Origin of the sequence: Streptomyces sp. CA-181903 (assembly GCF_050937075.1) — a bacterium.
Classification (GTDB): domain Bacteria; phylum Actinomycetota; class Actinomycetes; order Streptomycetales; family Streptomycetaceae; genus Streptomyces.
Window position 1 is genome coordinate 4,412,062 of record NZ_JBNJLY010000001.1, and the last position, 25,756, is coordinate 4,437,817.

General features: G+C 74.5%; 23 protein-coding genes and 1 pseudogene. 8 read left to right on the forward strand and 16 right to left on the reverse strand.

Annotation, left to right across the window (positions count from 1 at the left end):
- The 3 genes from ACQEVS_RS19840 to ACQEVS_RS19850 form a co-directional block, all read right to left on the reverse strand.
- Entirely contained in the window at positions 1-2,796 is a 2,796-nt protein-coding gene (locus ACQEVS_RS19840; protein ID WP_433022179.1) for a helicase C-terminal domain-containing protein, read from the reverse strand.
- A 327-nt stretch (positions 2,797-3,123) separates the two neighbouring features.
- Positions 3,124-4,629 (reverse strand): MFS transporter, encoded by a 1,506-nt coding sequence (locus ACQEVS_RS19845; protein ID WP_433022181.1) that lies wholly within the window; start codon positions 4,627-4,629, stop codon positions 3,124-3,126.
- A 612-nt stretch (positions 4,630-5,241) separates the two neighbouring features.
- Positions 5,242-5,664 carry a tail fiber domain-containing protein gene (locus ACQEVS_RS19850; protein WP_433022183.1) on the reverse strand — a complete coding sequence of 141 codons (423 nt, stop codon included), beginning with the start codon at positions 5,662-5,664 and terminating at the stop codon, positions 5,242-5,244.
- 1,009 nt (positions 5,665-6,673) lie between these two features.
- Here ACQEVS_RS19850 and ACQEVS_RS19855 point away from each other — a divergent pair.
- Both ACQEVS_RS19855 and ACQEVS_RS19860 read left to right on the forward strand, forming a co-directional pair.
- On the forward strand, positions 6,674-7,816 hold the full coding sequence (locus ACQEVS_RS19855) for a hypothetical protein (RefSeq protein WP_433022185.1): 1,143 nt from the start codon (positions 6,674-6,676) through the stop codon (positions 7,814-7,816).
- 471 nt (positions 7,817-8,287) lie between these two features.
- Entirely contained in the window at positions 8,288-8,920 is a 633-nt protein-coding gene (locus ACQEVS_RS19860) for a hypothetical protein (RefSeq protein ID WP_433022187.1), read from the forward strand.
- 254 nt (positions 8,921-9,174) lie between these two features.
- Here ACQEVS_RS19860 and ACQEVS_RS19865 read toward each other — a convergent pair whose 3' ends face one another.
- Positions 9,175-9,663 (reverse strand): MarR family winged helix-turn-helix transcriptional regulator, encoded by a 489-nt coding sequence (locus tag ACQEVS_RS19865; RefSeq protein ID WP_433022189.1) that lies wholly within the window; start codon positions 9,661-9,663, stop codon positions 9,175-9,177.
- Between the two features lie 40 nt (positions 9,664-9,703).
- Between ACQEVS_RS19865 and ACQEVS_RS19870 the strand changes: the two genes are divergently transcribed.
- Positions 9,704-10,600, forward strand: a complete 897-nt coding sequence (locus tag ACQEVS_RS19870; RefSeq protein ID WP_433022191.1) for an alpha/beta hydrolase — start codon at positions 9,704-9,706, stop codon at positions 10,598-10,600.
- Positions 10,601-11,101: 501 nt separating this feature from the next.
- On the forward strand, positions 11,102-11,485 hold the full coding sequence (locus tag ACQEVS_RS19875; protein WP_433022193.1) for a hypothetical protein: 384 nt from the start codon (positions 11,102-11,104) through the stop codon (positions 11,483-11,485).
- 362 nt (positions 11,486-11,847) lie between these two features.
- Here the strand turns inward: ACQEVS_RS19875 and ACQEVS_RS19880 are convergent, their stop codons facing one another.
- Entirely contained in the window at positions 11,848-12,795 is a 948-nt protein-coding gene (locus ACQEVS_RS19880; protein ID WP_433022195.1) for a helix-turn-helix domain-containing protein, read from the reverse strand.
- A gap of 417 nt (positions 12,796-13,212) precedes the next feature.
- Between ACQEVS_RS19880 and ACQEVS_RS19885 the strand changes: the two genes are divergently transcribed.
- Positions 13,213-14,028, forward strand: coding sequence for a class I SAM-dependent methyltransferase (locus ACQEVS_RS19885; RefSeq protein WP_433022197.1), 816 nt, complete (start codon positions 13,213-13,215; stop codon positions 14,026-14,028).
- A 10-nt stretch (positions 14,029-14,038) separates the two neighbouring features.
- On the opposite strand, the gene ACQEVS_RS19890 is transcribed toward ACQEVS_RS19885, so the two are convergent.
- From ACQEVS_RS19890 to ACQEVS_RS19900, 3 genes are read right to left on the reverse strand one after another with little or no spacing between them, the layout of a single operon-like run.
- On the reverse strand, positions 14,039-14,875 hold the full coding sequence (locus ACQEVS_RS19890; protein ID WP_433022199.1) for an ABC transporter ATP-binding protein: 837 nt from the start codon (positions 14,873-14,875) through the stop codon (positions 14,039-14,041).
- Positions 14,872-15,972, reverse strand: coding sequence for a FecCD family ABC transporter permease (locus ACQEVS_RS19895; RefSeq protein WP_433022201.1), 1,101 nt, complete (start codon positions 15,970-15,972; stop codon positions 14,872-14,874). The genes ACQEVS_RS19890 and ACQEVS_RS19895 overlap by 4 nt, the downstream gene beginning before the upstream one ends.
- A complete protein-coding gene (locus ACQEVS_RS19900; RefSeq protein WP_433027720.1) occupies positions 15,969-17,003 on the reverse strand; it encodes a FecCD family ABC transporter permease in 1,035 nt (344 codons plus the stop codon). Before ACQEVS_RS19900 ends, ACQEVS_RS19895 begins: the two co-directional genes overlap by 4 nt.
- Positions 17,004-17,515: 512 nt before the next feature.
- On the opposite strand from ACQEVS_RS19900, the gene ACQEVS_RS19905 reads away from it, so the two are divergent.
- Positions 17,516-18,184, forward strand: coding sequence for an HAD family hydrolase (locus ACQEVS_RS19905; protein ID WP_433022203.1), 669 nt, complete (start codon positions 17,516-17,518; stop codon positions 18,182-18,184).
- Positions 18,185-18,244: 60 nt separating this feature from the next.
- Here ACQEVS_RS19905 and ACQEVS_RS19910 read toward each other — a convergent pair whose 3' ends face one another.
- Complete coding sequence (locus ACQEVS_RS19910) at positions 18,245-18,490, reverse strand: hypothetical protein (protein ID WP_433022205.1); 246 nt, start codon at positions 18,488-18,490, stop codon at positions 18,245-18,247.
- A gap of 345 nt (positions 18,491-18,835) precedes the next feature.
- Between ACQEVS_RS19910 and ACQEVS_RS19915 the strand changes: the two genes are divergently transcribed.
- Complete coding sequence (locus ACQEVS_RS19915; protein ID WP_433022207.1) at positions 18,836-19,219, forward strand: cold-shock protein; 384 nt, start codon at positions 18,836-18,838, stop codon at positions 19,217-19,219.
- A 123-nt stretch (positions 19,220-19,342) separates the two neighbouring features.
- Here ACQEVS_RS19915 and ACQEVS_RS19920 read toward each other — a convergent pair whose 3' ends face one another.
- From ACQEVS_RS19920 to ACQEVS_RS19935, 4 genes are all read right to left on the reverse strand, one after another.
- Positions 19,343-20,212, reverse strand: coding sequence for a 1,4-dihydroxy-6-naphthoate synthase (locus ACQEVS_RS19920; protein ID WP_433022209.1), 870 nt, complete (start codon positions 20,210-20,212; stop codon positions 19,343-19,345).
- Positions 20,212-21,105, reverse strand: a complete 894-nt coding sequence (locus ACQEVS_RS19925) for a futalosine hydrolase (RefSeq protein WP_433022211.1) — start codon at positions 21,103-21,105, stop codon at positions 20,212-20,214. The genes ACQEVS_RS19920 and ACQEVS_RS19925 overlap by 1 nt, the downstream gene beginning before the upstream one ends.
- 2 nt (positions 21,106-21,107) lie before the next feature.
- On the reverse strand, positions 21,108-21,566 hold the full coding sequence (locus tag ACQEVS_RS19930; RefSeq protein ID WP_433022213.1) for a DUF2771 domain-containing protein: 459 nt from the start codon (positions 21,564-21,566) through the stop codon (positions 21,108-21,110).
- A 152-nt stretch (positions 21,567-21,718) separates the two neighbouring features.
- On the reverse strand, positions 21,719-23,191 hold the full coding sequence (locus tag ACQEVS_RS19935; protein ID WP_433022215.1) for an MFS transporter: 1,473 nt from the start codon (positions 23,189-23,191) through the stop codon (positions 21,719-21,721).
- 344 nt (positions 23,192-23,535) lie between these two features.
- On the opposite strand from ACQEVS_RS19935, the gene ACQEVS_RS19940 reads away from it, so the two are divergent.
- Complete coding sequence (locus tag ACQEVS_RS19940) at positions 23,536-24,444, forward strand: DUF3027 domain-containing protein (protein ID WP_433022217.1); 909 nt, start codon at positions 23,536-23,538, stop codon at positions 24,442-24,444.
- A gap of 103 nt (positions 24,445-24,547) precedes the next feature.
- Here the strand turns inward: ACQEVS_RS19940 and ACQEVS_RS19945 are convergent, their stop codons facing one another.
- From ACQEVS_RS19945 to ACQEVS_RS19955, 3 genes and pseudogenes are all read right to left on the reverse strand, one after another.
- Positions 24,548-24,922 carry a PIN domain-containing protein gene (locus ACQEVS_RS19945; protein ID WP_433022219.1) on the reverse strand — a complete coding sequence of 125 codons (375 nt, stop codon included), beginning with the start codon at positions 24,920-24,922 and terminating at the stop codon, positions 24,548-24,550.
- The gene (locus ACQEVS_RS19950) at positions 24,919-25,173 is read right to left on the reverse strand and encodes a ribbon-helix-helix protein (protein ID WP_433022221.1); all 255 of its coding nucleotides are present in this window, start codon (positions 25,171-25,173) and stop codon (positions 24,919-24,921) included. Before ACQEVS_RS19950 ends, ACQEVS_RS19945 begins: the two co-directional genes overlap by 4 nt.
- A 74-nt stretch (positions 25,174-25,247) precedes the next feature.
- A pseudogene (locus ACQEVS_RS19955) lies at positions 25,248-25,496 on the reverse strand (plastocyanin/azurin family copper-binding protein); the annotation flags it as partial.
- Positions 25,497-25,756: the final 260 nt, after the last annotated feature.

The following is a 25,756-nucleotide window of genomic DNA, read 5'->3' on the forward strand; positions in this document are numbered from 1 at the left end:
TTACGACACGTGTTCCTCCGCCAGCTCCGCCACCCCCGTGACCCGGTGCAGCGCGAACGTCCGCACCTCGTCCGTCGTGTGGTCGTACGCCGTGACGTAGCCGCCCTCCACCCGGACGGGCGCGATCACGCGCTGGCTCGCCGCGCCCTCCGCGTTGACGTAGCCCATCCACACGGCGGCGCCGGTCAGGACGGCCGCTTGCATGGTGGCCAGCGTCTCGGCGGAGGTGGTGCGGGGCAGGGCGGCCGCGCCCGCGGGGGCCGGGGCGGCGGGGGACGGCCTGCGTTCGGCCGTCGCGGCGCGGTCGCCGGCCCGGACGGCGCGGACGGCGGCGGCGAGCAGCGTGTCGTCGGGCGCGGGCGGGCCGTCGGGGACGGGCGCGGGGGGCGTACGCGGCGGAGTGCGGTGCGCGTCGGCGCGCGTGACCAGGACGTCGCCCTCCGCCGACTCCGCCGCCGGCGCGTAGCCCATCGCCCGCAGCCCCTCCAGCAGCGCGTCCGGCGCGGCCTGGGACGCGAGCACGGTCGGCGCGAGGCGGCGCAGCCGCAGGGCGGCCGAGCGGCGGTCGGCGAGGATCTCGGCGAGCGTCGCCTCGTCGTCGCAGCGCAGGTAGGACGAGGCCGCGCCGACGCGCAGCCGGCCGTGGCGGCGGGCCACGTCCTCGACGAGGTAGGTGAGCGGCTGGGGCAGGGGCGTACGGGAGTGCTCGGTGAGGAAGGCGAGGAGGTCGGACGCCGACTGCCCGGCGTCCAGCGCCCGCCGCACCGAGTCCGGCGTGAAGCGGTACACCGTGGCGCCGCCCTTGGACTCGATGTCCGCGAGCACGGCGAGCCGCCGGGCGAGCGGGCGGTGCAGCGGGCCGGGCGCGACGGCGGTGAGGTCGGCCTGGACGAGGACGTGGTCCAGCGGCTCGGGCAGCAGCGGCGCGAGGGTGGCGGCGGCAGCGGCCTCCGCCCTGGGGGTGCGGCCGGGCGTGGTCTCCGCCGGGCGCTCGGGGGACGTGTGGGCTGCTTGGGCCGTTTGGGTCGTGTGTGTCAGCAAGGTGCGGCCGGGGGCCGAGAGGGCGCCGCGACCGGTGACGCCGAGGAGTTCGGCCTCCGCGAGCGCCCAGCGGGCGAGGCGGGAGCGGAGGTCCTCGCCGACCGGGCCGGGCTGACCGGTCGCGCTCGCCGGTCCGGCGGGGCTTGCCGTTCGGGTGGGGCCGGCCGATCCGGCGGGGCTTGCCGCGTGCGCCGAGTGCTCCGCGTGCGCTGACCCGGCCGAGTCGGCCCGGCCTGCCGACATGGCTGAGCCCGCTGAGGCCGCTGCGGCCACCGAGCCCGCTGAGGCCGCCGACGCGGCCGAGCCTGCCAGGCCCGGTGAGCCCGCCGGGCCCGGTGAGCCGGCCGAGCCCGCTGCTCCCGCCCCGGGGTAGCGCGGCGGCCGCTCCCACGCCAGGCGCGCGAGCAGCGCGTCGGCGGGGACGGCCGCCCCGGCCGGAAGGCCGGCGAGCAGCGTGAGGACGCGCCGCCGGACCTCGGGCGCCGGCGACCGGTCGAGGTCCGGCCCGAGTGCGGACAGCGTGCGGCCCTTGGCGTCCCTGGTGCCCGCGAGGCCGGGGGTACGGGTGGTGGCGAGCCAGGCGCCGGCCAGCCACGCCCAGCGCTCGGCGGCCGGGAGGTCCAGCCACTCGTCGTACGCCGGGGTGGGCACGTACCGCTCGTCCACGTCCCCGTCCGACGCCAACAGGCCCGCCGCGTAGGCGAGTTCGGCCCAGAACGCGGCGACGGGTCCGGGCACGTCGAGGACGGTCGAGGCCCGCTTGAGGTCGCGGACGCTCAACCCGCCCGCGCGCAGCACCAGCGGACCGGCCGTCTCCCAGTCCGACAGCAGCTCCTCGACGGCGGCCAGCGCCGCGAACGCCTGCCCGGCGGCCGTCGCGTCCACCGTCTCCGGCGCGTACGCGGTGACGGGCGCCGGCGCGGGCGCCTCCGGCTCGGGCGCGCGGTGCGCACGCCCGCCGCGCAGGTGCAGCGCCGCCTCCCGGGGCAGGACGACACCGCCGGGCCCGGTCGGCAGCAGCAGCCCCCGGTCCAGCAGCCAGCGCAGGTGAGGGGCCGGTTCGGCGGTCACCGTGCCGTACGGCGGCCCCCAGACGAGGCGTTCGAGTACGGCCCGCGCACCCTCGGGCGCCTGCGCCAGCAGCGCCGCCATCCGGGCACGGTCCTCGAACAACTCCGTCAGCGCGGCGACCGCCGTCACCGGATCGTGGGTGGTGGGCAGTCCGGCCGCCTCGATGATCTTTTGCAGCCGTCCGGGTGACATCCCGGCCGTGGCCTCGGCGACGGTCGGGCCCAGCCCGGTGGCGGAAGGCCGGCTCGCGGTGGGCGCCAACAGCTCGCGGGCCGTACGGACCAGGCGCAGCCGGTCGTCGCCGCCCCACACCAGCGCCTGCCGGCGCAGCTCCGCGACGGCGCGCGGCAGCTCGGCCGCGATACGCGGATCCGCCGGTTCGTCGCCCGTCATCAGCCTGGCCAGCCGCTCGTACGGGCACGGGTCCGGCGCCACGGCCAGCGCCTCCGCGACCTGGATCACGAACCGGTCCAGGCGGTCCAGCGCCCGCGCCACGGACGCCCGCGTGGCCGCCCGGGTGGCCAGCTGGGTGAGGTCCCCGGGCACCGGGTTCACCAGGTCGGGCCGCGCCCGCAACAGCTCCGCCAGCGCCTCGTCGGGCCGCTCCCGCAGCTCCTCGGCGAGGGTACGCGGCCCTCCGCCGGCCCTGCCGCCGCCGCTGCCGGTCTCCCGAGAAGTGGTCATTCTGTTAACGGTACCGGGTGGAGGGAGGCGGGGGCGGGGGCCGCTGTCCGGTGGTGCGGTCGAAGGCCGCGCCGCGCTGGGTGGGGTAACCGGCGGGGGCGGGGCGGCGGGGCGAGTCTTCAGGGCGTGCGCGGAGGCGGTGAAGTCCTGCCGGTCGTTTTCGGTGGGCGGCTCGGTCGCTCTTCCTCTCTTCCTCCCGAGTGCCCGTGGGGGTTCACAGAATCTCGTTGTCGATCCCGAAGGTGGGATGTCAGCCCTCGTTGCCGTGTGTGACGTGTACGGGGCGAGGCGGCGGCACGGGGAGGTGCCGCCGCCTGGGGAACCGGCTTACCGGGCCCGGTTGTTCGTGTGCTTGCGCTTGCGCTTGGGCTTGGGCTTGGGCAGGAAGAACATCAGGGCCCACATCAGGGTGAGGAGGCCGCTGGCCCACCACAGGACGGTGGTGAAGGCGTCGCGGTGGAGTGCGGCGTCGGGCGAGTCGCCGGTGGTGGTGAAGAACACCAGGGCGGTCAGTGCGGTGCCCAGGGCGATGCCCAGGTGCATGACGGTGTTGAACAGGCCCGAGGCGGACCCGGCGTCCTCGTGCGGCACCCCGGCCAGCGACATGTCGGCGAGCGGGCCGCTGACCATGCCGAGGCCGAACCCGATCAGCACCACCGCAGCGGTCATCGCCGGCAGCGTCAGACCCCCCTGACGTGCGTCGATCTGGAGTCCGTAGGCAGCCATCGCGGCGAGCGTGATGAGGACGCCGGCCTGCGGCAGCCGGCGGGCGAAGCGCCCGCCGCTCTTCGCGGCGATCGTCGCGCCGGCCAGCTCTCCGAGGGAGAGCAGCACGAAGGCCAGGGCCGCGTGGAAGGGGCTCATGCCCAGTCCGTGCTGGAGGTAGAGGGTCCAGGTCATGAAGAACAGCCCGCACAGCAGGCCGTGCGTCAGCTGCGCGGCCATGCCGCCGGAGAACTGCCTGTTCCGGAACAGCGACAGGGGCACGAGCGGGGCGCTGCCCTGCTTGCGCTGCTGGTGGCGCAGGAAGACGCCGAGGGTGAGGAGACCGGCGGCGAGCATGGCGTGGCACCACAGTGGCCAGTGGTGGAGGTGCCCCTCGGTGAGGGGGAAGACGATCAGGACGATGGCCAGGGCCGACAGCAGCATGCCGGTCAGGTCCAGCCGGGTGGCCTTCCCAGCGGTCGATTCGGGGATGAAGCGGCGTCCCAGGAGGAGGACGGCGAGGCCGACGGGGAGGTTGACCAGGAAGATCGGCCGCCAGGACAGTCCGAACAGGTCGGCCTCGGTAAGGAGGCCGCCCATCACGGGGCCCAGGACGTTGGCGAGCGACATGACGGCCCCGTACAGACCGAACACCTTGCCGCGGTTCTGGCCGTCGAAGGTGACGTGGAGGGTGGCCAGGATCTGCGGGATCATCACGGCCACGCCCACGCCTTGCAGGGCGCGGGCGCCGATCAGCACGCCGGGCCCGGCGGCCAGGCCGCACAGCAGCGAGGCGGTGGTGAACACGACGGTGCCGATGAGGAGGATTTTTCGCCGGCCGTAGAGGTCGCCGAGGCGTCCGCCAGTGATCAGCCCGACGGCGACGGGCAGGGAGTAGCCGGTGGTCAGCCACTGGACGGCGTCCGGTCCGGCGCCGGTCGACTCCTGGATCGCGGGCAGGGCGGTCAGGACGACCGACTGGTCGATCATGTCCATCAGCTCGGCGCCCAGCAGCACCAGGAGGGCGATCCAGGCGGTCAGGCCCGTCTTCGACAGGCCGGGTGTGGGGTGGTGGTGTGGGGGTTCGGTGGTGTGCTGCGGCTCGTTGTCGAGTGCGGGGGAAGGCACTGTGGGGGCTCCTGATGCACGGAGTCGGGGAGCCCTGCCATCAGCCGCACCGGGGCCGGAAAACACGAAACCCGGGGCAGACGGCAGAGCTGCACCCGGAAAATGACAGGGAAAACGCGGGGGTGGGTGACGCAACTCAGGCCAGCGCGACGTCCGCCCCCGGACACGTCTGAAAGATCAGCACGTGGGGGAACTGCGGACGGCTACTTGGCCTGGGAGATAAGTCGTCACCTCGAAACACAGCGCCGGGCCCCGGAACGGGCACAAGCGGAACCCGAAAAGCGTAAAGGCCGCTCCGGTGTCCGTGCAACGCGATAACCCACCTGTAACCCACCTGTTCCCCGCTGCGGCCTGCACTGCCGGGTCCGCGAGGAGACTTTTCAGGCAGTCCGCGGGGTCCCCCCCGCATCGTGAAGCTTCGATTCGCGCGGACTGCGACGCGGACTGCGACGTCGCCGGCCCGCCGCGGCTGCTCTCGCCGGTACCCCCAGCCATGGCCCTCGCTTCGACGGGGCGGACGGGCGTCTTTTGTCTTTGCGGCATGGTGACCGCCGCCGTGCGCCCGTGGCTTCGCCCCGGGGCGCCCGGGACAGTCGTCGTCGCCTGCCGCCGTCAGGGAGCGGGCGGGGTGGTCCTTTCAGGCGGGCCGGTGGCTTCGGGCGGACCGGCCCCTTGAGGCACGTCGGTCCCCTCTGACGGGTCGATCCCCTCCGATGGGTCGGTCTCCTCCAAGCGACGGGTGAGGCTGTCGACCTGACGCTGGAGTTCGGTGAGCCGGCGGTGCAGCGCCTGGATGGACACGAGGGCCACGCCGTTGGCGTCGGCGCAGGTGATGGCGGTGTCACTGCCGCCCAGCCCGAAGGCGGCCCACCAGTCCTGGGCCATGGGGCCGAGGTGACGGACGTGCGGCTCCTCCCAGTTGTAGCGCCAGGTCGAGACGGGCAGCGCCAAGACCTTCTCCAGGACGGCGAATCCATTCACCACGGCTGCGGAGGTCTCGCCGACCGTCCCGACCGTTCCGACCGTCTCGGCCACCTCAACACCATCGACCGTTTCGGAGCCGGCAGTGGAGGCGAGGCCGGCGGCGTCGCCGCGATGGTCCGCGCCCGGACGGTGCGCGCTGCGATGGCGGGCGCTGTGGTGGTCGGCACTGCGATGGCCGGCACTGCGGCGGTGCGCGCTCCGCAGCCGGGCGCGCACTCGCGCGAGCCACCCCTTGCCCGGTCCGCGACCCCGTCCGGATGCGCGTCCGGATGCTCCCTTCACCCCCACGCCACGGGAACGATGTCACTCTTCAACCGCCGATCGGAGAGCACCAAGCCGGTCAGCGAACCCGCGCCACCGGCCGCCTGACCCACCCCCTGACCCACCGCGCCACCCACACCTGAGAGCACCAGGCCGACCCCCGCCCCCGCGCCTTGGGCAGCGGAGCCGACAGCGCTGCCGACGTCCTGGGCCTGTGCCGGCCCGGCCGCGGTCACGCCGGCCGTCACCAGCCCCGCCGTGGACGAAATGACCAGGACCCACCGTCGCCAGCGCTTCACGTCGCCTCCCGGACTCGTAGGTGCCTTGCGCTGCCTTGCGTGCTTGTGCGTGCCGTATACGTGCCTTGTGCATGCGCCTTGTACGTGCCTTGTACGTGCCTTGGTCAGAACGGAACGTTCGGAACGCCGTGGAGAGGCTGCCCGTCGCGGAGCACGTGAGACGCGGGCCCCCGGGCTCGCGGAAGCGCCCGCGGGCGCACCCGTTCCGCGCCCGCCCCGGCCGTGACCTCGCGCGTGCCCGAGGATGGTTTCGGCGTGCGTTCCGGCGGGACGCGGGCAGCCGGTCGCCGACCGGTGGCGGTCGGCCGCCACTGATCCTCGCGGCAACGGGCGGCGGCGCCGCGTGCCCGTACGCCCGTGCGGTGCGGCCGCGCCGCACGGACCCCGTTCGCCCGCCCGGGCGCCCCCGGCCGTTCTCGCGGACAGCCGTCGGGAGGAGCGGGTACCGTCGGGTTCGGGCGGCGGCGAGGCGTCGGAGGTCACCGGGCAGCTTGGGGGACGTGGTGGGGATCGAGAGCGATCAGCTCGTCTACGACTACCTCAGCAAGGTGGGCGACATAGCCCAGCGGCGGTCCCTCACGTCCGGGGACCGGATGCGCCTGGTCACCCGGCTGCGTACGGAGATCGAACGGCGGCGGGCGGTCGAGGGCGCCGATACACCGGCCGCCGTGCGCCGCATCCTCGACGGGCTGGGCACGCCGGACGAGGCGGTGTCCGGCGCGGACGGGGCGGCGGGCACGGCCGGCGCGGCCGGCATGGACGCGGCCGGGTCAGGAGCGAGGGCGGGAACAGGGCGCGCGGGCCGCGTCCCCGCGCAGCGCGCGGAGCCCGGCGCGGGCGCGGAGACCGGCACGGGCGCCGTGCGCTTCCCCGACGCAGGCGCGCCCCCGCACCTGGCCACGGAGGAGGAACTGCGCGGCCCGTCCGCTCCCGCCGGGGCGGCGGACGAGTGGTGGCGCGTGGAGCGGACCCCCTTCGACGCGGCCGGTGGGACGGGGACGACGCACGGTTTCACGGGCGGGATAGAGATCCCCGACATACTCAAACTTCCGCCCGGACCGGAGGAACTCGCCCGGTGGCAGGCGGAGGCGGCGGCCGGTGAGCGCTCAGGCGACCCCCGCCTGCCGTCGGCCGGCGTCGGCGCGCAGACACCGGCCGGGGTGGGGACGGGGACAGGAGTGGCACCGGGGACAGGCGTCGCGGGCCCCCGCCGCCGTTTCCCGTTCCGCCGCGCGGGTGGTGCGGGCGGGGTCGGTGGTGTGGTGGGCGGAGAGGGCGCCGGGGCGGCGGGCGGCCCCGCGGGCACCATCCCCGTCAGCCCGATGCTCGCCCTCGTGGCGATCCTGCTCGTCGCCGGTGCGGTGCTCGGGCAGTTGCTCGTCATGGCCGCCGGCTGGGCCCTCGCCTACATCACGCGCAGGCTCACCCGGGCCGAGTCCAAGTGGGCCGTGATGGGCGTCCCCGGCCTGGCGGCGGGCGCCGCCCTGGTCTGGCTCTGGGGCCGCCTCGAACACCGCTGGGGCGACCCGATAGCCCAGGGCGAACTGGGCGCCGCCCTGGCCGACGCCTTCCCGGTCGTCGTACGGGTGGCCGCCGTCGGCTCGGCGTTGTTCGTCCTCTGGCGGGCGCGTCGCCCGGGGTGACGCCGGTCGCCTCGACGGTGCCGTGGACACGTACTACTGCCGCGGATACGTACTACCAGAGGTACGCGCGGGCGTACGGTCGGCGTCGCGCTTCCGCCGCGCGGAGACGGCGGGGGCGGCCTGCCGGGCGATGAGCCGGGGGAGGCGTTCCGGTCCCGCGCGACGCTCCCGCTGAGGGGCGCGGCGCCGTCACCCCGAGCCGGGCCGAAGCGCGGACGCGCCCGGGTGAGGGCGTACTTGCCCGCGCCCGGGTGAGGGCGTACTTGCCCAGGCGGAGGTCAAGACCCGCACCAAAGCCGAGGAGCCCACCGGCCGTTCCCGTCATGCTCCCCGGAGCCCGCCGCTTTCCCCCGCGAGGCTGAGCCGTCCCGTTCTCAGGGCGGACGTGCCGCCCCCGCGCCCACCGCGATCTTTGTAGCGACCAGGCGTCGCCCACCGGATCAGCGGTACGGCCGGACCAGGAGGACCCCCATGACTGCTCGCCCCCGCATGGCAAGACTGCACGGCCGGCCGGCGGCGGGCGTCCCCCGCTGGGCCGTGTGGGCCGCGTACGCGACCTCGCTGACGGTGCTGCCCGCCGGGCTCTGGCGGATCCTGAGCGTCGACTTCCGTGTGCCGCTCATGGAGGTCCCGGTGGACGCCGGCCCGCCGCCGGCGTGGTTCGGCGGCGAGTGGTGGTACGTCATCGCGCTGAGCGTGACCAGTGAGGCCCTGGCGTTCCTGGCGGTCGGTCTGGTCAGCGAGTGGGGCGAACGGTGGCCCCGGTGGATTCCGCGACTGGGCGGCCGCCGGGTCCCGATCCTCGCGGCGGTCGTCCCCGCCGGCCTGGGCGCGACGGTGAACACCCTGCTCTGGCCGTACTCGCTGACGTTGATCAGCCTTGGCCAGAAGGTCGACGGGTCCGGCGACGCGGGCTTCGGCATGCACGGCTGGCGGGCAGCCGTCTTCTACGGCGCGTACTGGCCGCTGGCCGCCTGGGGGCCGTTGCTCGGAATCCTCACCGTGCACTACTACCGCCGACGGCGGGCCGCCGAGGCCGCCGGGGCCGGGGCGAGGGGCACTACGGCGAGGCAGTGCGCCGGCGCTCCCACGGTTTGGCGATGATCCCACCAGCGGCGGAGACGTCTCCGGACGCTTGAGCAGCCGCCGCCCACACCCGCCGTCCGCAGCCGCCGCCCACACCCGCCGCCGTCCGCGACCGACACCCGCCGCCGACGCCCACCGGACGCCGCCCGCCTGCCCCGCCGTGCCCGTCCTGCGTCGGGACTTCGGCGAAAGCGGGTCCGGGGCCGCGCTCCGGCGTGGTCCATACCACGACGGCGACGCCCCCCTCGCCGTACGCCCCCCTCCGTCACCTTCTAGCCGACGGGCATGCCGACCCTGTCGTGTTCGAGCGCGGTGCGGAGTCGCCGCAACGCCTGTGCCATGGTCTGCAACTCTTCGGGCTCGATGGCTGCTTGGATGAGTTCGCTGATGGCCGCGAACGCGCCCTCCGCGTCGTTGACGAGCTCGATGCCGGCGTCGGTGAGTTCGAGCAGCGAGGAGCGGCGGTCTGCGGGATTGGGGACGCGTCGGACCCAGCCACGCTCTTCGAGGCGGTCCATCCCCTTGCTGGTCGCTCCGACGCCGATGGCGAAGAACCCCGCGAGGTCACCGACGCGGGCGCCCGGGTGATCGCGTAGATAGCGGAGGAACTCGAACTGCGAGGCCGCGATCCCGTGGCTGCTGCGCAGCCGATCGTTGAGTGCGTTGTACAGGCGGGTCTCGCACCGCACCAGATCGCTGAAGAAAGTCGCGGTCGTCGCCCAGGGCTCTTTAGATGCCGCGGCATATGTATTACCTTCCACGGCATATAGTTTAGCGACGCGCCTCTGAAGGGGTACAGCTATGAGCAAGGCACAGCGCGCGACGGTCGACGCCATGCTGCGGCGGGGCTCGCAGGGCTTCCGGCCACTGCCTGTCGAGCGGATGCGCGGCGACTTCGCGGCACTGATGGCACTGTTCCCGGTCCCGGAGGTACGCACGACCGAGAGCGTGCTCGGAGAGCGGCCCGCGGTGCTGGTCGAACCGGAGGGCGCGGCGCGTCCTGGCACCATCCTCTACTTCCACGGCGGCTCCTTCTCCCTGGGATCACCGCGGACGGCGATGGGGCTGACCGCCGGCCTGGTGACCCGTACCGGGTTCCGTGCGCTGTCGCTCGACTACCGGCTCGCGCCGGAACACCCGTTCCCCGCCGCGATCGAGGACTGCCTCGACGCGTACCGGGCGCTGCTCGACGACGGGGCCGCCCCGGAGTCCGTCGCGTTCGCCGGTGACTCGGCCGGCGGGGGCCTGGCGGTGACGACCACGCTCGCGGTCAGGAAGGCCGGGTTGCCCGTACCCGGTGCCATCGTCGCGTTCTCCCCCGGCCTCGACCACACCCGTACGGGTGCCAGCATGGACACCAAAGCCGGTGTCGACCCCTTCTTCACCCGCGAGGGCATGGCCCACACCGGCGACTGGTACCTCGGCGGGCAGGACCCGCATCAGGAACTGCTCGCGCCGGCCGTCCTGGCCGACCTCACCGGCTTCCCGCCGCTGCTGCTGCAAGTCGGCACGAACGAACTCCTGTTGGACGACTCGGTGCGCCTCGCCGAACGAGCCCGGGACGCCGAGGTCGACGTCATCCTGGACGTCACGGCCGGGGTGCCGCACGTGTTCCAGTCCTTCGTCGGCCAACTCGACGAAGCCGGCCACGCGCTCGACCGCGCCGCCCTGTTCCTCACCCAGCACCTCAGCGCCTGAAGGAGAACTCCGGAGCGACATCGCGGACACCCGACGGCCGCCAGACTCTCCTGGTGAACAGCCCTCTTCTTGTCGCGACACGGCGATGCCAGTGCAGCCGGACACCCGACGCGTGGTCGTGGCCCGGGCGCCGAGTGGCCTCGTGATCGTCGGCCGCGACGATGTGCCGGGTGGAGGGGTGGCCGGCGAACGCGCGGGTGTGAGTTCGGACGGACGGAGGCGCGTCCCGCGAGGTGGCGGGGCGTACGGGGTGAGTGGGCCGGGTGGGGTGCGCCATGTCGGCAGAACGACCGGGAAGTGATGGGCGGTTGCCGCGAAGTGAGGGTTTCCGGCCGTCCGTTCTCCGCTTGGGGCGCGGCGGTGGCGCGCGGACGGCACGGTTGTCCGACGGGTCCGGGTCCGGTACCGGCCAACTCCCGTGCCGCACTGGGTGACCGCCGCGCCGACGACTAGCGTCGGCCGGCGCAACGACCAACCCGGCATCCAGGCAAGGGAGGACCCATGAACATCCGCCCCCGTGTCGCGGTCGTCACCGCTTCACTGGCCCTCGCGGGCGGAGCGGTGGCAGGTTTCGCGGCACCCGCGTCCGCGTCGGTCGTGGAGGCCGCCGCGACGCCTGTCGCGGCACCCGCCGCGACCGCCCCCTCCGCCGCCGGCGGACCGGCGGCCCTCACCTGCGGCACCTGGCGGTACCTGCGGGGCGACAACGGCCATGGCGCGTCGATCACGTGCTACGGGCAGTCGTTCAGCTCGTACGTCGTCTGCCACCGCGCCGATGGGATCGACTACGTCCGCGTCGGCGACCGCGTCCGCTCCGGCCACACGTCGACCGCGTGGTGCGACCTCAACGGTGAGGTCGTCGACGCCGGGGCGATCCCCGGCTGACGCGCGCCGCACGTTCACGCATGGTTGCCCGCCCCACCGGCCGCTCCGTCGACACCGACGAGCACGGCGTTGCTCCGGTACTCGCGGCGGAGGGTGGAGCGGGCGGCCCGGACGGCGCGCTCGCAGCCGCCACGGGTGTGGAGGGGGAGGGGAGTGCCTGCGGGGATCCGAAGCGTGGCGCGTCTCGGGACGCGAGTCCCGGCGGCACGTCCCCGGATGGGTCCAGGAGGCCCGGCGGGCAGGATGAACGGCAGCCGGCGGGGTGAGCCGGTGACGCAGGAGGCGCACGGGCCAGGACCCCCGATACCTCACCGCTCCGGTGTCTCCGGCGGATCCGTTCCCACCGGTCGCCACCGGGTCTCCTACGAGCGGACCGCCACTCCCGTCACCGAGCCGGCCCGCGTCCCCGGAGGAGCGAGGCCGGGCCTGCCGACCGCGTACCCGCGCGGATCGCCGGTATAGGCGCCGCACCAGTCGTCGGCGAGGGCGCGGAAGCCGTCCGGCGTACAGCCGGCGAGCAAATGGAATTCGCGAATGAGGTGGGACTGGTCGGTGTAGCCGCACGTCGCGGCGGCTTCGGCCCAGGAGGGCGTGCGGGTGCCGCGCATGAGCGCCATGACGCGCTGCAGCCGGGCTATGCGGGCCACGGATTTGGGCGTCAGCCCGACCTCTTGGTGGAACCGGTCGGTCAAGTGCTGCCTCGACCAGTCGACTTCGTCGGCCAGGACGCTGATCGACGCCGTCCTCGCGCCCATAAGCCGTCTCCAGGCGTGATCGACCTGGGGCGGCAGGGCCGGCCCCATACCGATGTGCCTGAGCAGGAATTCATCGCTGATCCGGAAGCGTGCGGCCCAGTCCGGAGCCTCGGCGAGCCGTTCGGCGAACCGACGGCCCTCGGGGGTCAGGAGGTCGGCGAGGTGCACGGTCCTGTGCGCCAGTTCCCGCAGGGGAAAGCCGAACAGCGCCCGGGCGCCCAGCGGCGTCAGAAGTATCGCCATGCCGTACCCCCGGCCGGACTGCCGGATGGTCAGCGGGCGATCACACAGACCGGTCACCGGGGAAAGCAGGGAGGGCCCTGCCGGGACCGGTACGGCCGCGTCGGTGACGAGATGCCGGACCGGCGCCTCGAAGTCGATGGCGACCATCACCGCCGCCGGCGCCGTGACGCGTCGCAGCTGCGGTCGGGGAAGCGAGAAGTCCTGCCCGGTGTAACCCAGAACGTGGTCGGCCAGCGCCGGATGCGGAATGCCGTGGGCCAGGCGGGCTGAATGCGCCTCCTGTACGACGGTCGCCGTCGTCCGGACTGCCATGGGCCCGCTCCCTCCGGAGGCCCGGCGCGCGGATTGCCGTGGCGTGATCCTACATTTTTCCAATCCCGCACCCCCGTCGGGAGATTAGCTTCGGCCAAGCCGCTGCCACGCGGCGCACGGGGACCCGTCGTGTACCACTCCGACGGGGGTGAAGTGGTACACGCGGGCTCTCGCGCGGCCGGGACGGGCGGGGCGCTGGAGAAGGCTGTCGAGCAGTACGCGGGCGAGGGGCCCGCCGAATCGTCCGTGTTCCGCAGGCAGTTGAGGCGACGCGGATGGTCGAGGGGTATCCGGGCGTCCGTCGGCCGCCGCGTGACCCTCACTACGGCCGGCCGGCCGCGCCGCCTTCACCGCCGCGAACGCCACCCGCCGCGGCCCCCTGGACAGGGCGACCGGACAGCGCACAGCATGCTCCCCATGACGCAGCCCCCCGTGGTCGCCCCCGAAATCATCGCGTTCTACACCGACGGGTACGACGAGGCAACGCGGTTGACGTCGTCCGCCGACGGCCGGCTTGAGCTGGTGCGTACTCAGGAGTTGCTGCGGCGGTATCTTCCGCCCGCGCCCGCGGTGGTGCTGGATGTCGGGGGCGGTCCCGGGGTGCATGCGCGGTGGCTGGCCGGTGATGGGTACGACGTGTGTCTGGTCGACCCTGTTCCGCGTCACGTCGAGGCCGCGCGCGGAGCCGGGTGCCGGGCCGAGGCCGGGGATGCGCGGTGTCTCGCGGCGGGCGACGGGTCCTGCGATGTCGTGCTGTTGCTGGGGCCCCTCTACCACCTCCTGCGACGACAGGACCGGCTGCGGGCCCTGGCCGAAGCCCGTCGGGTCCTCAAGCCCGGCGGCCTGCTCGCCGCCGCGGCGATCAGCCGTTACGCCTCCCTGTTCGAGCACACGGCCACCACCTGGCTCGATCGCGGAGGCGTGCGCGACGCGGTCGTGGACATCCTGGCCACCGGGCGGCATGAGGCCGGGCGCAAGGGCTTCACGGCCGCCTACTTCCACACCGCCGACGAGCTGACGGACGAGCTTGGCCGGGCCGGGTTCCGGGACGTGCGGCTGTACGGCGTCGAGGGGCCGGCCTGGGGGCTGTTGAAGGCCGTCGAGCGGCATACGGGCGAGGAGCTCGGCGGGTCGGCCATGTTCCGGGCGGCGCTTGAGGCGGCCCGGATGGCCGAGGGGTATCCGGAACTGCTGGCCGCCGGCTCGCACCTGCTGGCCTTCGGACGGGTTTGAGGTCCCCGCCTCAGACGGTGCCGGTGCGGCCCGGTGCCGGGGGGCCCGGGACGATCAGCGGGCCGCCCGTGACCGGGTCCGGGACGACCACCGACTCCAGGCCGAAGACGTCGCGGACGAGGTCCGCCGTCACCACGTCCCCCGGCCGGCCCTGGGCGACGACGCGGCCGTCCTTCATGGCGACCAGGTGATCGGCGTAGCGGGCGGCCTGGTTGAGGTCGTGGAGGACGGCGACGACCGTGCGGCCGCGGTCGGTGTTGAGGCGGCGGACGAGGTCGAGGACCTCGACCTGGTGGGCGATGTCGAGGTAGGTGGTCGGCTCGTCGAGGAGGAGCAGGTCGGTCTCCTGGGCGAGGGCCATGGCGATCCAGACGCGCTGCCGCTGGCCGCCGGAGAGTTCGTCGACCGGGCGGTCGGCCAGCGCCGCCACGTCCGTACGCCGCATCGCCTCGGCGACCGCCCGCTCGTCGGCCTCCGACCACTGCTGCCACCAGCGCTGGTGCGGCTGCCGTCCGCGCGCGACGAGGTCCGCGACGGTGATCGCCTCGGGGGCCACCGGGGTCTGCGGCAACAGGCCGAGGCGGGTGGCCAGTCGGCGGGTGGGGATGCGGGTCAGTTCCTCGCCGTCGAGGAGGACGGCGCCGGACACCGGCTTCAGCAGCCGTCCGAGGGCGCGCAGCAGCGTCGACTTGCCGCACGCGTTGGGGCCGATGATCACGGTCACCCCGCCGTCCGGGACGTCGAGGTCGAGGCCGTCCACGACCGTCCGCTGCTCGTAGGCGAGGGTCAGGGAGCGGGCGCGCAGGCGTGCGGACGTCTCCCGAATCGCTGTTTGCTCTCGCGTCATGCCGACTTTCCTCCCGTGCGGCCGCGGATGATCAGCCGGATCAGGTACGGCGCGCCGACCGCGGCCGTGAGGACGCCCACCGGGAGCTGGGTGGGTTCGAAGAGCTTGCGGGCCAGCAGGTCCGCCAGGACGACGATCAGGGCGCCGGTCAGGGCGGAGCAGACGAGCGGGATCTGTGCCGTCCGCGTCGTACGGCGGGCGATCTGCGGGGCGAGCAGCGCCACGAAGTCCACCGGGCCCGCGGCGCCCGTCGCCACGGAGGCCAGGACGACGCCGAGCAGGACGAGCCCCGCCCGCACCCGGTTCAGGCGGACGCCCAGCGCGGTGGCCGTGGCGTCGTCCAGCGCGACCGTGCGCTGTGCACGCGCGGCCCAGCACAGCGGGACGGCGAGGACCAGCAGGGTCCACGCCACCGGCGCCGCCGCGTCCCAGCCGGCGCCGTTGAGCGAACCGGTCATCCACACCTTCGCCTGCTGGGCGACCAGGTAGTCGCCCTTGGTCAGGAACAACTGCGTGACCGCCCGCAGCGCGATGGCGAAGCCGATGCCGATGAGCACGAACCGGCCCGCGTGCAGCCCGCCGCGCCACGCGAAGAGGTAGACGAGGGCGGCGGCGAGCAGCCCGCCGGCCGTGGAGAGGTAGGGGAGCGTCGCGTACGAGGTGACGCCGAACGTCATCGCGCCGACCGTCAGCGCCCCCGCGCCCTGCGACACCCCGATGATGTCCGGGCTGGCGAGCGGGTTGCGGGCCACGGTCTGGATGAGCGCCCCCGCGATGCCGAACGCGGCGCCCACCAGCAGGCCGACGGTCATGCGCGGCAGCCGGAAGGTGCCGACGACCAGTTCGTCGGGGGACGGCCGGCCGAGGAGGACGTCCAGGACCGAGCCCGGCGCGACGAAGGTGTCGCCCACGCACAGGTACGCCAGGCAGGCGGCGGCCAGCGCCGCCGTCAGACAGAGGGCGACGGCCGCGCTGCGGCGGTGGAGGAGGAAGGAGGCCCGGCCGGCGCGGGCGCGGACGACCGTGTAACCGGTGGGGCGGGAGGGGCGGGACGGGTGCGCGCCGGTCTCCGTACGGCCGGGGGACGGCGCCGTCATGCCGCCACCTTCCTGCGACGGGCGAGCCCCACGAGGAACGGGAGGCCGATGAGGGCCGTCATCACACCCGCCGGAACCTCGCTGTCCGCGTAGATCACCCGCCCGACGACGTCGGAGAGCAGCAGTACGACCGGCCCGAGCAGCGCCGCCATCGGCAGCAGCCGGCGGTGGTCGCCGCCCACGAGCGCCCGGGCGATGTGCGGCACGGCCAGGCCGACGAACGCGATCGGGCCGGCGGCCGCGACCCCCACACCGGTGAGGACGGTGGCGCCGGTGCCGGCCGCGATCCGCACGGCCGCGACGTTGCGGCCGAGGCCGCGCGCCACGTCCTCGCCGAGCGCGAGCGCGTCGAGACCGCGAGCCACGGACAGCACCAGCACCGTCCCCACCAGCAGGAACGGCCACATCTGGCCCACGATCGCCTGGTCCCGGCCGGCCAGCGAGCCGATCTGCCAGAACCGGAACTCCTCCAGCGCCGACGCCCGGGTGGTCAGCACGCCGGAGATCACCGAGACCAGCAGCGCGTTGATCGCCGCCCCGGCGAGCGCCAGCTTGACGGGCGACGCGCCGCCGCGGCCGCGCGAGGCGATCGCGTACACCGCGACGGACGCCACCGCCGCTCCCGCGAACGCGAACCACACCTGTCCCGTCAGGGTGTGCACCCCGGCGGCGGCGATGGCGAGGACGACGCCGAGCGAGGCGCCCTGGCTGACGCCGAGGATGCCCGGGTCGGCGATCGGGTTGCGGGTGACGCCCTGCATCACCACCCCGGCCATGGCGAGGGCGGCCCCCGTCATCAGGCCGATCAGCGTCCGCGGCAGCCGCAGCGAGCGGACGACGCCGGCCGTCGTGTCGTCCCCGCCGTGCAGCAGGGCGTCGAGGACGCGGTCCGGCGGGATCGTCCGGCTGCCCACGGCCAGGCTCAGCAGCACCGCCGCCAGCAGCGCCACGACGGCGGCGGCCGTCCAGCCGACGCGACGCCGGACGGGGACGGGACCGGGGCGGGTACTGGGGGCGGGCGGTGGTGGCAGGGCGGGGGAGCCGACCGGGTCGGGCGGGGCGGGTATGGCTTCCACGGCGTGGGTTCCGGCGGCTCTCTCGATGGGGCGGACGGGGGCTGACGTCGAACGGGCGAGGCGGGCGGGGCGGGTGAGGCGAGCTGAGCGGGTGAGGGGGCGGGGCTCGGGGCGTACGGCGAGGGCTCGTGCGCGGGTGCCACGCGGACGCGACGGCGCGCACGACCGCTCTGACCGAAAGGCCCGAGTTAGGTCAGGCTAAGTCTACGGTGGGGGCCGGGGCGCCGAGGAGGGGTGTGCGCCGGGGGACGTGCACGCGGGCGCGCGCGGGACAACCGGTCGGGCCACTGGTCGAGGGCCGCCCGGAGGTCGCCGGGCCGTCAGGGGCAGCCGGAGGCAGCCGGGGGCAGCCGGGGGCCGTCGGGGGCCGCACCCGCCGCACCCACCCCGCGCCCCCGTCCTCACCCCGCACCCCGTCCCCACCCCGCCCGCGCGGGAGTCCGTCCCCCACGCGCACAATGAGCCGCATGACCACGCAGCCCCGCGCCGCCGTACCGGCGGCCCCCTTCACCGTCGGCTTCGACCTGGACATGACCCTGATCGACTCCCGGCCGGGGATTCGGACGACCTACGAGGCCCTGGCCGCCGAGACCGGTGTGTTCATCGACGCGGAGCTGGCGGTCAGCCGGCTCGGGCCGCCGCTGTTCCAGGAGCTGCGGGAGTGGTTCCCGGAGGAGGACGTGCCGCGGGTGGCCGACCATTACCGTGCCCTGTACCGGGAGCTCGCGATCACCGGATCGCTCGCGATGCCGGGTGCCCGGGAGGCCCTCGCCGCCGTACGGGAACTGGGCGGCCGGTCCATCGTCGTCACCGCCAAGCACGGCGGGAACGCCCGGCTCCACCTCGACCACCTGGCCCTGGAGCCGGACGCGCTGATCGGCGACCTGTGGGCCGAGCAGAAGGCGGTCGCCCTGCGCGAGCACGGCGCCGGCGTCTACGTCGGCGACCACACCGGCGACGTCCGGGGCGCCCACGCCGCGGGCGCCCTGTCGGTCGCCGTCGCCACCGGTCCCTGCCCGGCCGCCGAACTGAGCGCCGCGGGCGCGGACGTCGTCCTCGACGGGCTCGCGGACTTCCCCCGCTGGCTCCGCGCCCACCGGGCGGCGGTGGCGGAGGCGGAGGCGGCCTCGGCCTGACCGCCCGCGCGGCGCGAGCCCGGAGTCAGGCCCGGAGCCCAGCCCGGAGTCAGGCCCGGGTCAGCGCGCCGCCGACGCCTCCCGTGCGCGCCGCCGCTGGTCCGCGGCGGTGCGCAGGACGCCGGCCGCGGCGATCAGGAAGCCGACGCCCATGAGCATGCAGACGAAGTAGGCGGCCGACGGCAGCGGGTCGGCGCCCAGGAAGAGCGGGGCGACGGTGGCCATGGTGGCCACCGCGCCCACGAGGAAGACGATCGCGCCAGCGCGCACCAGCAGATCCCCGGCCGGGGGCGTTTCGTTGCTCACCCGAGCAGGGTAGTTGCCTTGTGGCGGGCGTGCGCCCGCGGCTGCCCGACAGGGCTGTGGCCAGGAGGGGTGCGGAGGGACCGCCCGACGGCGGGGCGGGAGCGGACACCACCGGAGGCGCGCCGGACGCGCAGAGGTACGACCTGAGGACGTCTTGTCACCGGGCCCGGGACCATTAGCCTTGGTTCTGGCTTCGGTTCAGCGGGTTTCGCGACCCGCTGCCGTGCTATCCAGCGCCGTTTTCGCTTGCTTTCAGATGTTTCGATAATTTCCCACACTTACCAACCGTTTCCGATACATTCCGACCGTTTCCGATTTCCGACGAGTACGAGGACGAGGACAGACGTGCCTACCGGCAAGGTCAAGTGGTTCAACAGCGAGAAGGGCTTCGGCTTTCTCTCCCGCGACGACGGCGGAGACGTCTTCGTGCACTCCTCGGTGCTCCCGGACGGGGTCGACGCCCTCAAGCCAGGCCAGCGCGTGGAGTTCGGCGTCGTCGCCGGGCAGCGCGGTGACCAGGCCCTCTCCGTGACGATCCTGGACCCGACCCCCTCCGTGGCGGCGGCGCAGCGCCGCAAGCCCGACGAGCTGGCCTCGATCGTCCAGGACCTGACCACCCTCCTGGAGAACGTCACCCAGCAGTTGGAGCGGGGCCGTTACCCCGACAAGGCGTCGGGCTCCAAGATCGCCAACATGCTGCGGGCGGTGGCGGACCAGCTCGACGTCTGACCGGACGGGGCGGCCGGCAGAGGTCGCGGAACACGGCCACCGGACGGCCGCCGGCCCGACCGGGAGCCGTCGGCCCGGCCGGACGGGAGCCGTCGGCCGGACCGGACGGGAACCGGGCGCGCGTCAGACGAACCTGAGCGCGTCCGGTCCCACGGCCGGTACGAGCCCCTCCGCCGCCGCCCGGGTCAGCAGGCCGCGGACCGCCGCGTAGCCGCTCTCCCCGAGGCCGGCGGTGAACTCGTTGACGTACAGCCCGATGTGCTGGTCGGCGACGGCCGGGTCCATCTCCTGGGCGTGCTCCATGACGTACGGACGCGACGCCTCCGGGTCGTCCCAGGCCATCCGCACGGACGTCCGGGCCGCCTCGGCCAGCCGCCGCAGCGTCTCCGCGCCCAGCGAGCGCTTCGCGATGATCGCGCCCAGCGGGATGGGCAGGCCGGTGGTGGCCTCCCAGTGCTCGCCCATGTCGGCGAGGCGGGTGAGCCCGTAGTTCGCGTAGGTGAACCGGGCCTCGTGGATGACCAGACCGGCGTCCACCTTGCCGTCCCGCACCGCCGGCATGATCTCGTGGAACGGCAGGACGACGATCTCGCCCACACCGCCCGGCACCTCGGCCGCCGCCCACAGGCGGAACAGCAGGTAGGCGGTCGAGCGTTCGCTCGGCACCGCGACCGTCCGGCCGGCCAGTTCCGCGGGGTCGGTGATCCCGCCGGCGGTCAGCACCAGCGGCCCGCAGCCGCGCCCCAGCGCACCGCCGCAGGGCAGCAGCGCGTACTCCTCCAGCACCCACGGCAGCACCGCGTACGACACCTTGAGCACGTCGAGCTCGCCGCGCTCCGCCATGCCGTTGGTGACGTCGATGTCCGCGAACGTCACGTCGAGGGGCGGCGCACCGGGGACGCGGCCGTGCGCCCAGGCGTCGAAGACGAACGTGTCGTTGGGGCAGGGGGAGTAGGCGATGCGGATCGGCTGGTCCACGGTCGGCTGGTCCATCAGTCTCGGCTGCCTTCCTCGGTGATGTCCTCTGGGGCGGCGTCCTCTGGGGCGACGGCGGGAGTGGCGCCGGCAGCCACGGCGGAGGTGACGCCGGAAGTCACGGCGGGAGTGGCGGCTGAGGTGACGGCGGAGGCCCCCGGCCGTACCGCCGCCGACGCCTCCGACTTCAACCCCGGCGCCAATGCCACCGACTTCAACGCCGGGCCCACCTCCCGGAACGCCTCCGTCAGCGCGGCGAGCGCGTCCCCGATGCGCCAGGCGGCCCGGTCGCGCGGGCCGACCGCGTTGGAGACGGCCCGGAGTTCGAGCACCGGTACACCGTGCGCCGCCGCGGCCTCGGCCACGCCGAAGCCCTCCATGGCCTCGGCCAGGGCGTCCGGGTGCCGGGCGGCCAGTTCGGCGGCGCGGGCCGCCGTGCCGGTCACGGTGGAGACGGTCAGAACGGCCCCGGGCCGGGCGCCCGTCGCCGCGCCGACGGCGTCGGCCAGCGCGTCGTCCACCGGGTGCGCGTCGACGCCGAAGCCCAGCTCGGTGACGGGCAGGAAGCCCTCCGACGTGGCCGCGCCCAGGTCGGCCGCGACTATCCGGCGTGCGACGACGAGCCCGCCGAGCGGCGCGCCGGGGGCGAAGCCGCCGCCGATGCCCGCCGAGACCGCCAGGTCGTACGGGGCGCCGGCGAGCGCCGCCGCCGTGAGCGCCGTGGCCGCGCCGGACGCCGCCGCGGCGGGGCCCACCCCGGCCGCCAGTACGTCGTACGTCACGCCGGCGGCCGTCGTCCTGTGCAGGACGGCGCCGCCGGGCAGCGCGACCTCCTCGGGGTCCGCCGGACCGCCGGCGGCCGTCACGGACGACCGCTCGGCGGCGACGGCGGTGACGACGAGGACGCGCATCGTCAGTTGTCGTTCTTCAGCGTGTAGTTCCAGACGCCGTACGTCTTCTTGTCGCCGACCATGAAGATGCTGATCTTGGCCTCGTCCGTGCCCTGCTGGAGGAAGGAGGCGGCGGACAGGGTGCGGTACGTCCGGGTGGAGACGTCACTCCGCTGGGTGCCGGAGGCGACGAACCAGCCCTTCTTGGCGACCTTGGGGTCGACGCCCAAGTGCAGGAGGCCGTCGGCGGGCACCTTGAGGGTCTTGCCGCCCTTGCCCAGGCAGTCGGCGATGTCGGACTGCTCGATGCCCCCCTTGCCGTCGTAGCAGGCGGCCTCGGAGTGGACCTCGGACTTGTCGGCGGTCAGCGTCGTCAGCGGAGTCGGCTTGTCGCAGGCGGAGAGGGCGACGACACCGAAGGTCACGGCCCCGAATGCGGCAGCGACGCGGCGGCTTCTGCCCCGGAAAAACGCAGCGGTCATGCGGGCAGGCTATCTGGCCACGTCAATCCCGTGTCGCGCGGGTGCGGCGAGGCGCGTCGGACCGTCGGGGATCGGGTGGTGTGCGGGGGTGGGGAGGGGCGGCGAGGGGCCCCGGGGACGTGACTCGCGGGGGCCCGGTCACCCGCCGCGCATCACGCCACCCGCGATTGCGGCGTACCCCGCCGGGCGGCCGTCAGCAGGCCCCGGACGGCCGTCGCCACGCCCAGCGCCAGGAAGCCGGCGGCCACCGCCATGCCGAGGACGCCGTTGAGCGGCAGCAGGATGCCGATGCCGCCGCCGAGCACCCACGACATCTGGAGCAGCGTCTCGGACCGGGCGAACGCGGACGTCCGGACCTCCTCCGGGACGTCGCGCTGGATCAGCGAGTCCAGCGACTGCTTGCCCAGCGCCTGCGAGATGCCCGCCACCGCCGCCACGAGGACGATGAAGAACGCGTTGGTGAGCGCCGCCGCGACGACCGTCGAGGCCAGGGCCGCGGTGAGGACGACGGCGATCGTCTTCTCCGGGCCGCGGGAGCGCAGCAGCGCGCCGATCGCGGTGCCGAGGGCGTTCCCCGCGCCGGCCGCCACCGCGACCATGCCGAGCGAGAACGCCGGGCTCAGCCCGCTCAGCGGGTGGACGCGGAGCAGGAACGCCAGGAAAAAGGTGAGGAAACCGGACAGCATGCGGAGCGCGCTGTTCGCCTGGAGCGCGTGCAGCACCGAGCGGCCGACGGTACTGAGACCGGGCTTGGGACGGCGTTCCCGCAGTGCCCGCCGCTCCCGCCACGCCCGCCACGGTCCGGGGCCGCGCCGGCTCGGGGCAGGCCGTCGCGGCAGGGCGCGGGACTGGGCGCGGTGGGGCAGCCGGGGCCGGTGGTGCCGGTGTTCGTCCGACGCGAGGCGGGCGCGGGACTCGCCCTTCGCCGAGTCGACCACGTGCGGCAGGGACAGCGACAGGTAGGCGCCGAGCAGGAAGACGACGCACGCGCCGTACAGCGGCCAGGCCGGCCCCAGGTGATGCAGCCCCGCTCCCAGCGGGGCGGCCACTCCCGTGGCCAGCAGTCCCCCCAGCGTCACCCGGGAATTCGCCTTCACCAGCGAGATCCGTGGTGGCAGCAGCCGTGGCACGACGGCCGAGCGCACCACCCCGTACGCCTTGGAGGCCACCAGCACCCCGAGGGCCGCCGGATAGAGCTCCAGGCCGCCGGTGGCGACCGCGCCCGTCATGGTCAGCGCCAGGACCACCCGGGTGATCATCGCCGCGGCCATGGCGGCCCGGCGTCCGTGCGGGAGCCGGTCCAGCAGCGGGCCGATCACCGGGGCCAGAAGGGTGAACGGGGCCATGGTGATCGCCAGGTAGAGCGCCACCCGGCCGCGGGCCTGGTCGGTGGGGACGGAGAAGAAGACGGTCGAGGCCAGCGCGATCGTGATGAGCATGTCGCCCGCGGAGTGCACCGCGTGCAGCTCGATCAGCTTGGCCAGGCCCGACTCGCCCGCCCCGTGCGCGTGCGTCGCCTTGCGGACGCCGCGCGCGGCGAACGCCACGGGCGCGCGCAGGGCGCGGCCGACGCTCCGGCCGCCCCGGCGGAGCGGACCGCCATGTGCTGACCGGATGACACCCACGACGTCATCTTGCCCCACCTGGAGCGGAGTACGGCACACTCGGCCGGGTCGCTTCGGCCGGGGGCTCCCGGGGGCGTACCGGAGCGGCGCGGGGAGCTCACCGAAACCCGGGTATCCCCCGGGCGGTCACCCGGGGTAGCGTGCCCCACGCGCCACCAGCGGTCGTTCTTGGCCGCGCGCCGAGTCTCGATCCCGCAGAATGGACATGACCAGGTGCGCCCGAGGCCGTTCGGGCGCGGACGTCGACGCGGTCCTCCGGTCCGCTCCGTCCGCCGACCCGGCCGCTCGGCTGGCGCACTCGTGAGACGGCGTGGAAGAGAGAATCGATTCTTGTGAGTGCTGCGATGCGAAGCCGTACCCCGGACCGCCTGTGCGCCGAGGCGGTCGAACTGGCCCGTACGGCGGCCGAGGAGGCCGCGCACCCCGGGCAGGTCGGTGACCACGTCGAGGTCACCGCCGACGGGGACCGCGTCGTCACGCACTACTTCCGCTGCCTCGACCCCGGCTACCGCGGCTGGCGCTGGGCCGTCACCGTCGCCCGCGCCTCCCGCGCCAAGAACGTCACGCTCGACGAGACGGTCCTGCTGCCCGGCCCCGACGCCCTCCTGGCCCCCGAATGGGTGCCGTGGAGCGAGCGGCTGCGCCCCGGCGACCTCGGCCCCGGCGACCTGCTGCCCACCGAGGCCGACGACCTGCGGCTGGAGCCCGGCTGGACGGGCGCCGAGGAGCCGCCGCCGAACTCCGTCATCGCCCCCGAGGCCCTCTCCCACGAGCTGGCCGACCTCGCCGACGCCGAGGACGCCGAGGTGGCGCCCGGCCCGCCCGCCGCCCAGCCGACCGCCCCCGCGCGCGGCTCCCTCACCTCCCTCGCCGAAGAACTCGGCATGCGTCGCGCCCGCGTCCTGTCCCGCTACGGCCTGCACATCGCCGCCGACCGCTGGGACGAGTCGCACGGCGCCAAGACGCCCATGGCCCAGGCCGCCCCCGCCCCCTGCGTCAGCTGCGGCTTCCTCATCCCCATCGGCGGCTCCCTCGGCCAGGCCTTCGGCGTCTGCGGCAACGAGTTCGGCGCGGCCGACGGCCACGTCGTCTCCCTCTCCTACGGCTGCGGCGGCCACTCGGAGGCCGCCGTCATGCCCAAGCCGCCGCGCCCGGCGCCACCGGTCATCGACGAGACGGTTGTCGACGTGCTGCCGATGGGCGACGCGGCGCGGGGGTCCGACGAGGCGGACGAGGACCTGGGGCACGCGTAGCGCTCACGCGGGGCGTTGGCGAAGGCGGCGGCGGCGCGCCCCGGCGCGCCCATGGGCGTCCCGCCCGCGAACCGACCGCCGGACGGACGCGGTGGTCCGCCGGTCAGCCGGGGTCCAGCGGGGTGATGCCGGTCTCCGCGTACAGGCCGGGCTCCAGGGACAGGACAGTGACGGGCTCCCCCGCCGCGACAGCCTGCCAGGCGATCGCGGCCGTGTGGGCCACCGGCCAGTCGGCGCCTGGCCACCGCATGGCGTCCACGGCGTGAGCTGTCGTGAACGGGACCGGCTCGGCGAAGCGCAGGGAAGCTGCGTGCTTGCCCGCGCCCGCGACGCGCCGTTCGGCGGCCGTGACGGCCAAGGACGGGATCAGGAGGCGGCCGCCGCCGCGAGAACTCTCGATGTACAGGCCGGTGAAGAACGAATCGGCCTGGTACAGGGCGGCCAGAGCGGTGTGATCCAGTACGGCGGTGAGGGTCACGCGGCGGCCGTGCCCTGGTGCGCGCGGATCGCAGCCCAGGCGTCCCGGCCGGCTCGCTGCACCGGCTCGGTGTACTCGATGCCGAGCTCGCGCGCGGCTTCCCGGGCGCGCTGCTCCCGTTCCGCTTCGGTGTGTTCCCGCGCCGCGAGTTCCTCCAGCAACTCGGTGATGGTCGTGCCGCGTTCTGCCGCGAGAACCCGCAGGCGATCGCGGACCTCTTCCGTGGTCTTGATGCTTGTCGGCTTACCCATACGGCGATTCTACCGCCGGTAGAGTCGCCGTGCGGGGGCTTGCCCGAGAGCTTGTGGCCACCGCCGGCCCGTCCTCAGCCGGCCGTGACCGTCCCCCGCATCTCCGGGTGGATGTCGCAGTGGTACGGGAACGTCCCGCTCCGGGAGAAGGTGTGGGCGAAGGTTCCGCCCCGGCCGAAGGGGCCGGAGTCGAAGGAGCCGTCGTCGGCCGTCACCGTGTGGTCGGTGCCGTCGTCGTTGGTCCAGGTGACCGTGTCGCCCGCGGCGACCGTCAACTGGTCGGGGACGAAGGAGAAATCGCGGATGGAGACCGTGGCCATGGGGTTCCCCTTTCGGCCTCGGGGAGTGTGACCCGCCTGACGGGGCGATCTGCCCCGCCGCCACCCGCCCCAACCGCCCTGTCACCCTTACGAGTCCGGCGGAGAGGCGCCGGAGCGCGCCCGGGACGCCCGTGGGTGACGGGGACCGGCGACGCGTCGTCCCCGCCCCCGGTCCACCCCGCCCCGCCGCCCCCGCGAACACCCGCACGGTACGTTCACCCTTGCAAGGCCCACCCCGTGGGCAGAGCTCCACGCAGAGGAGA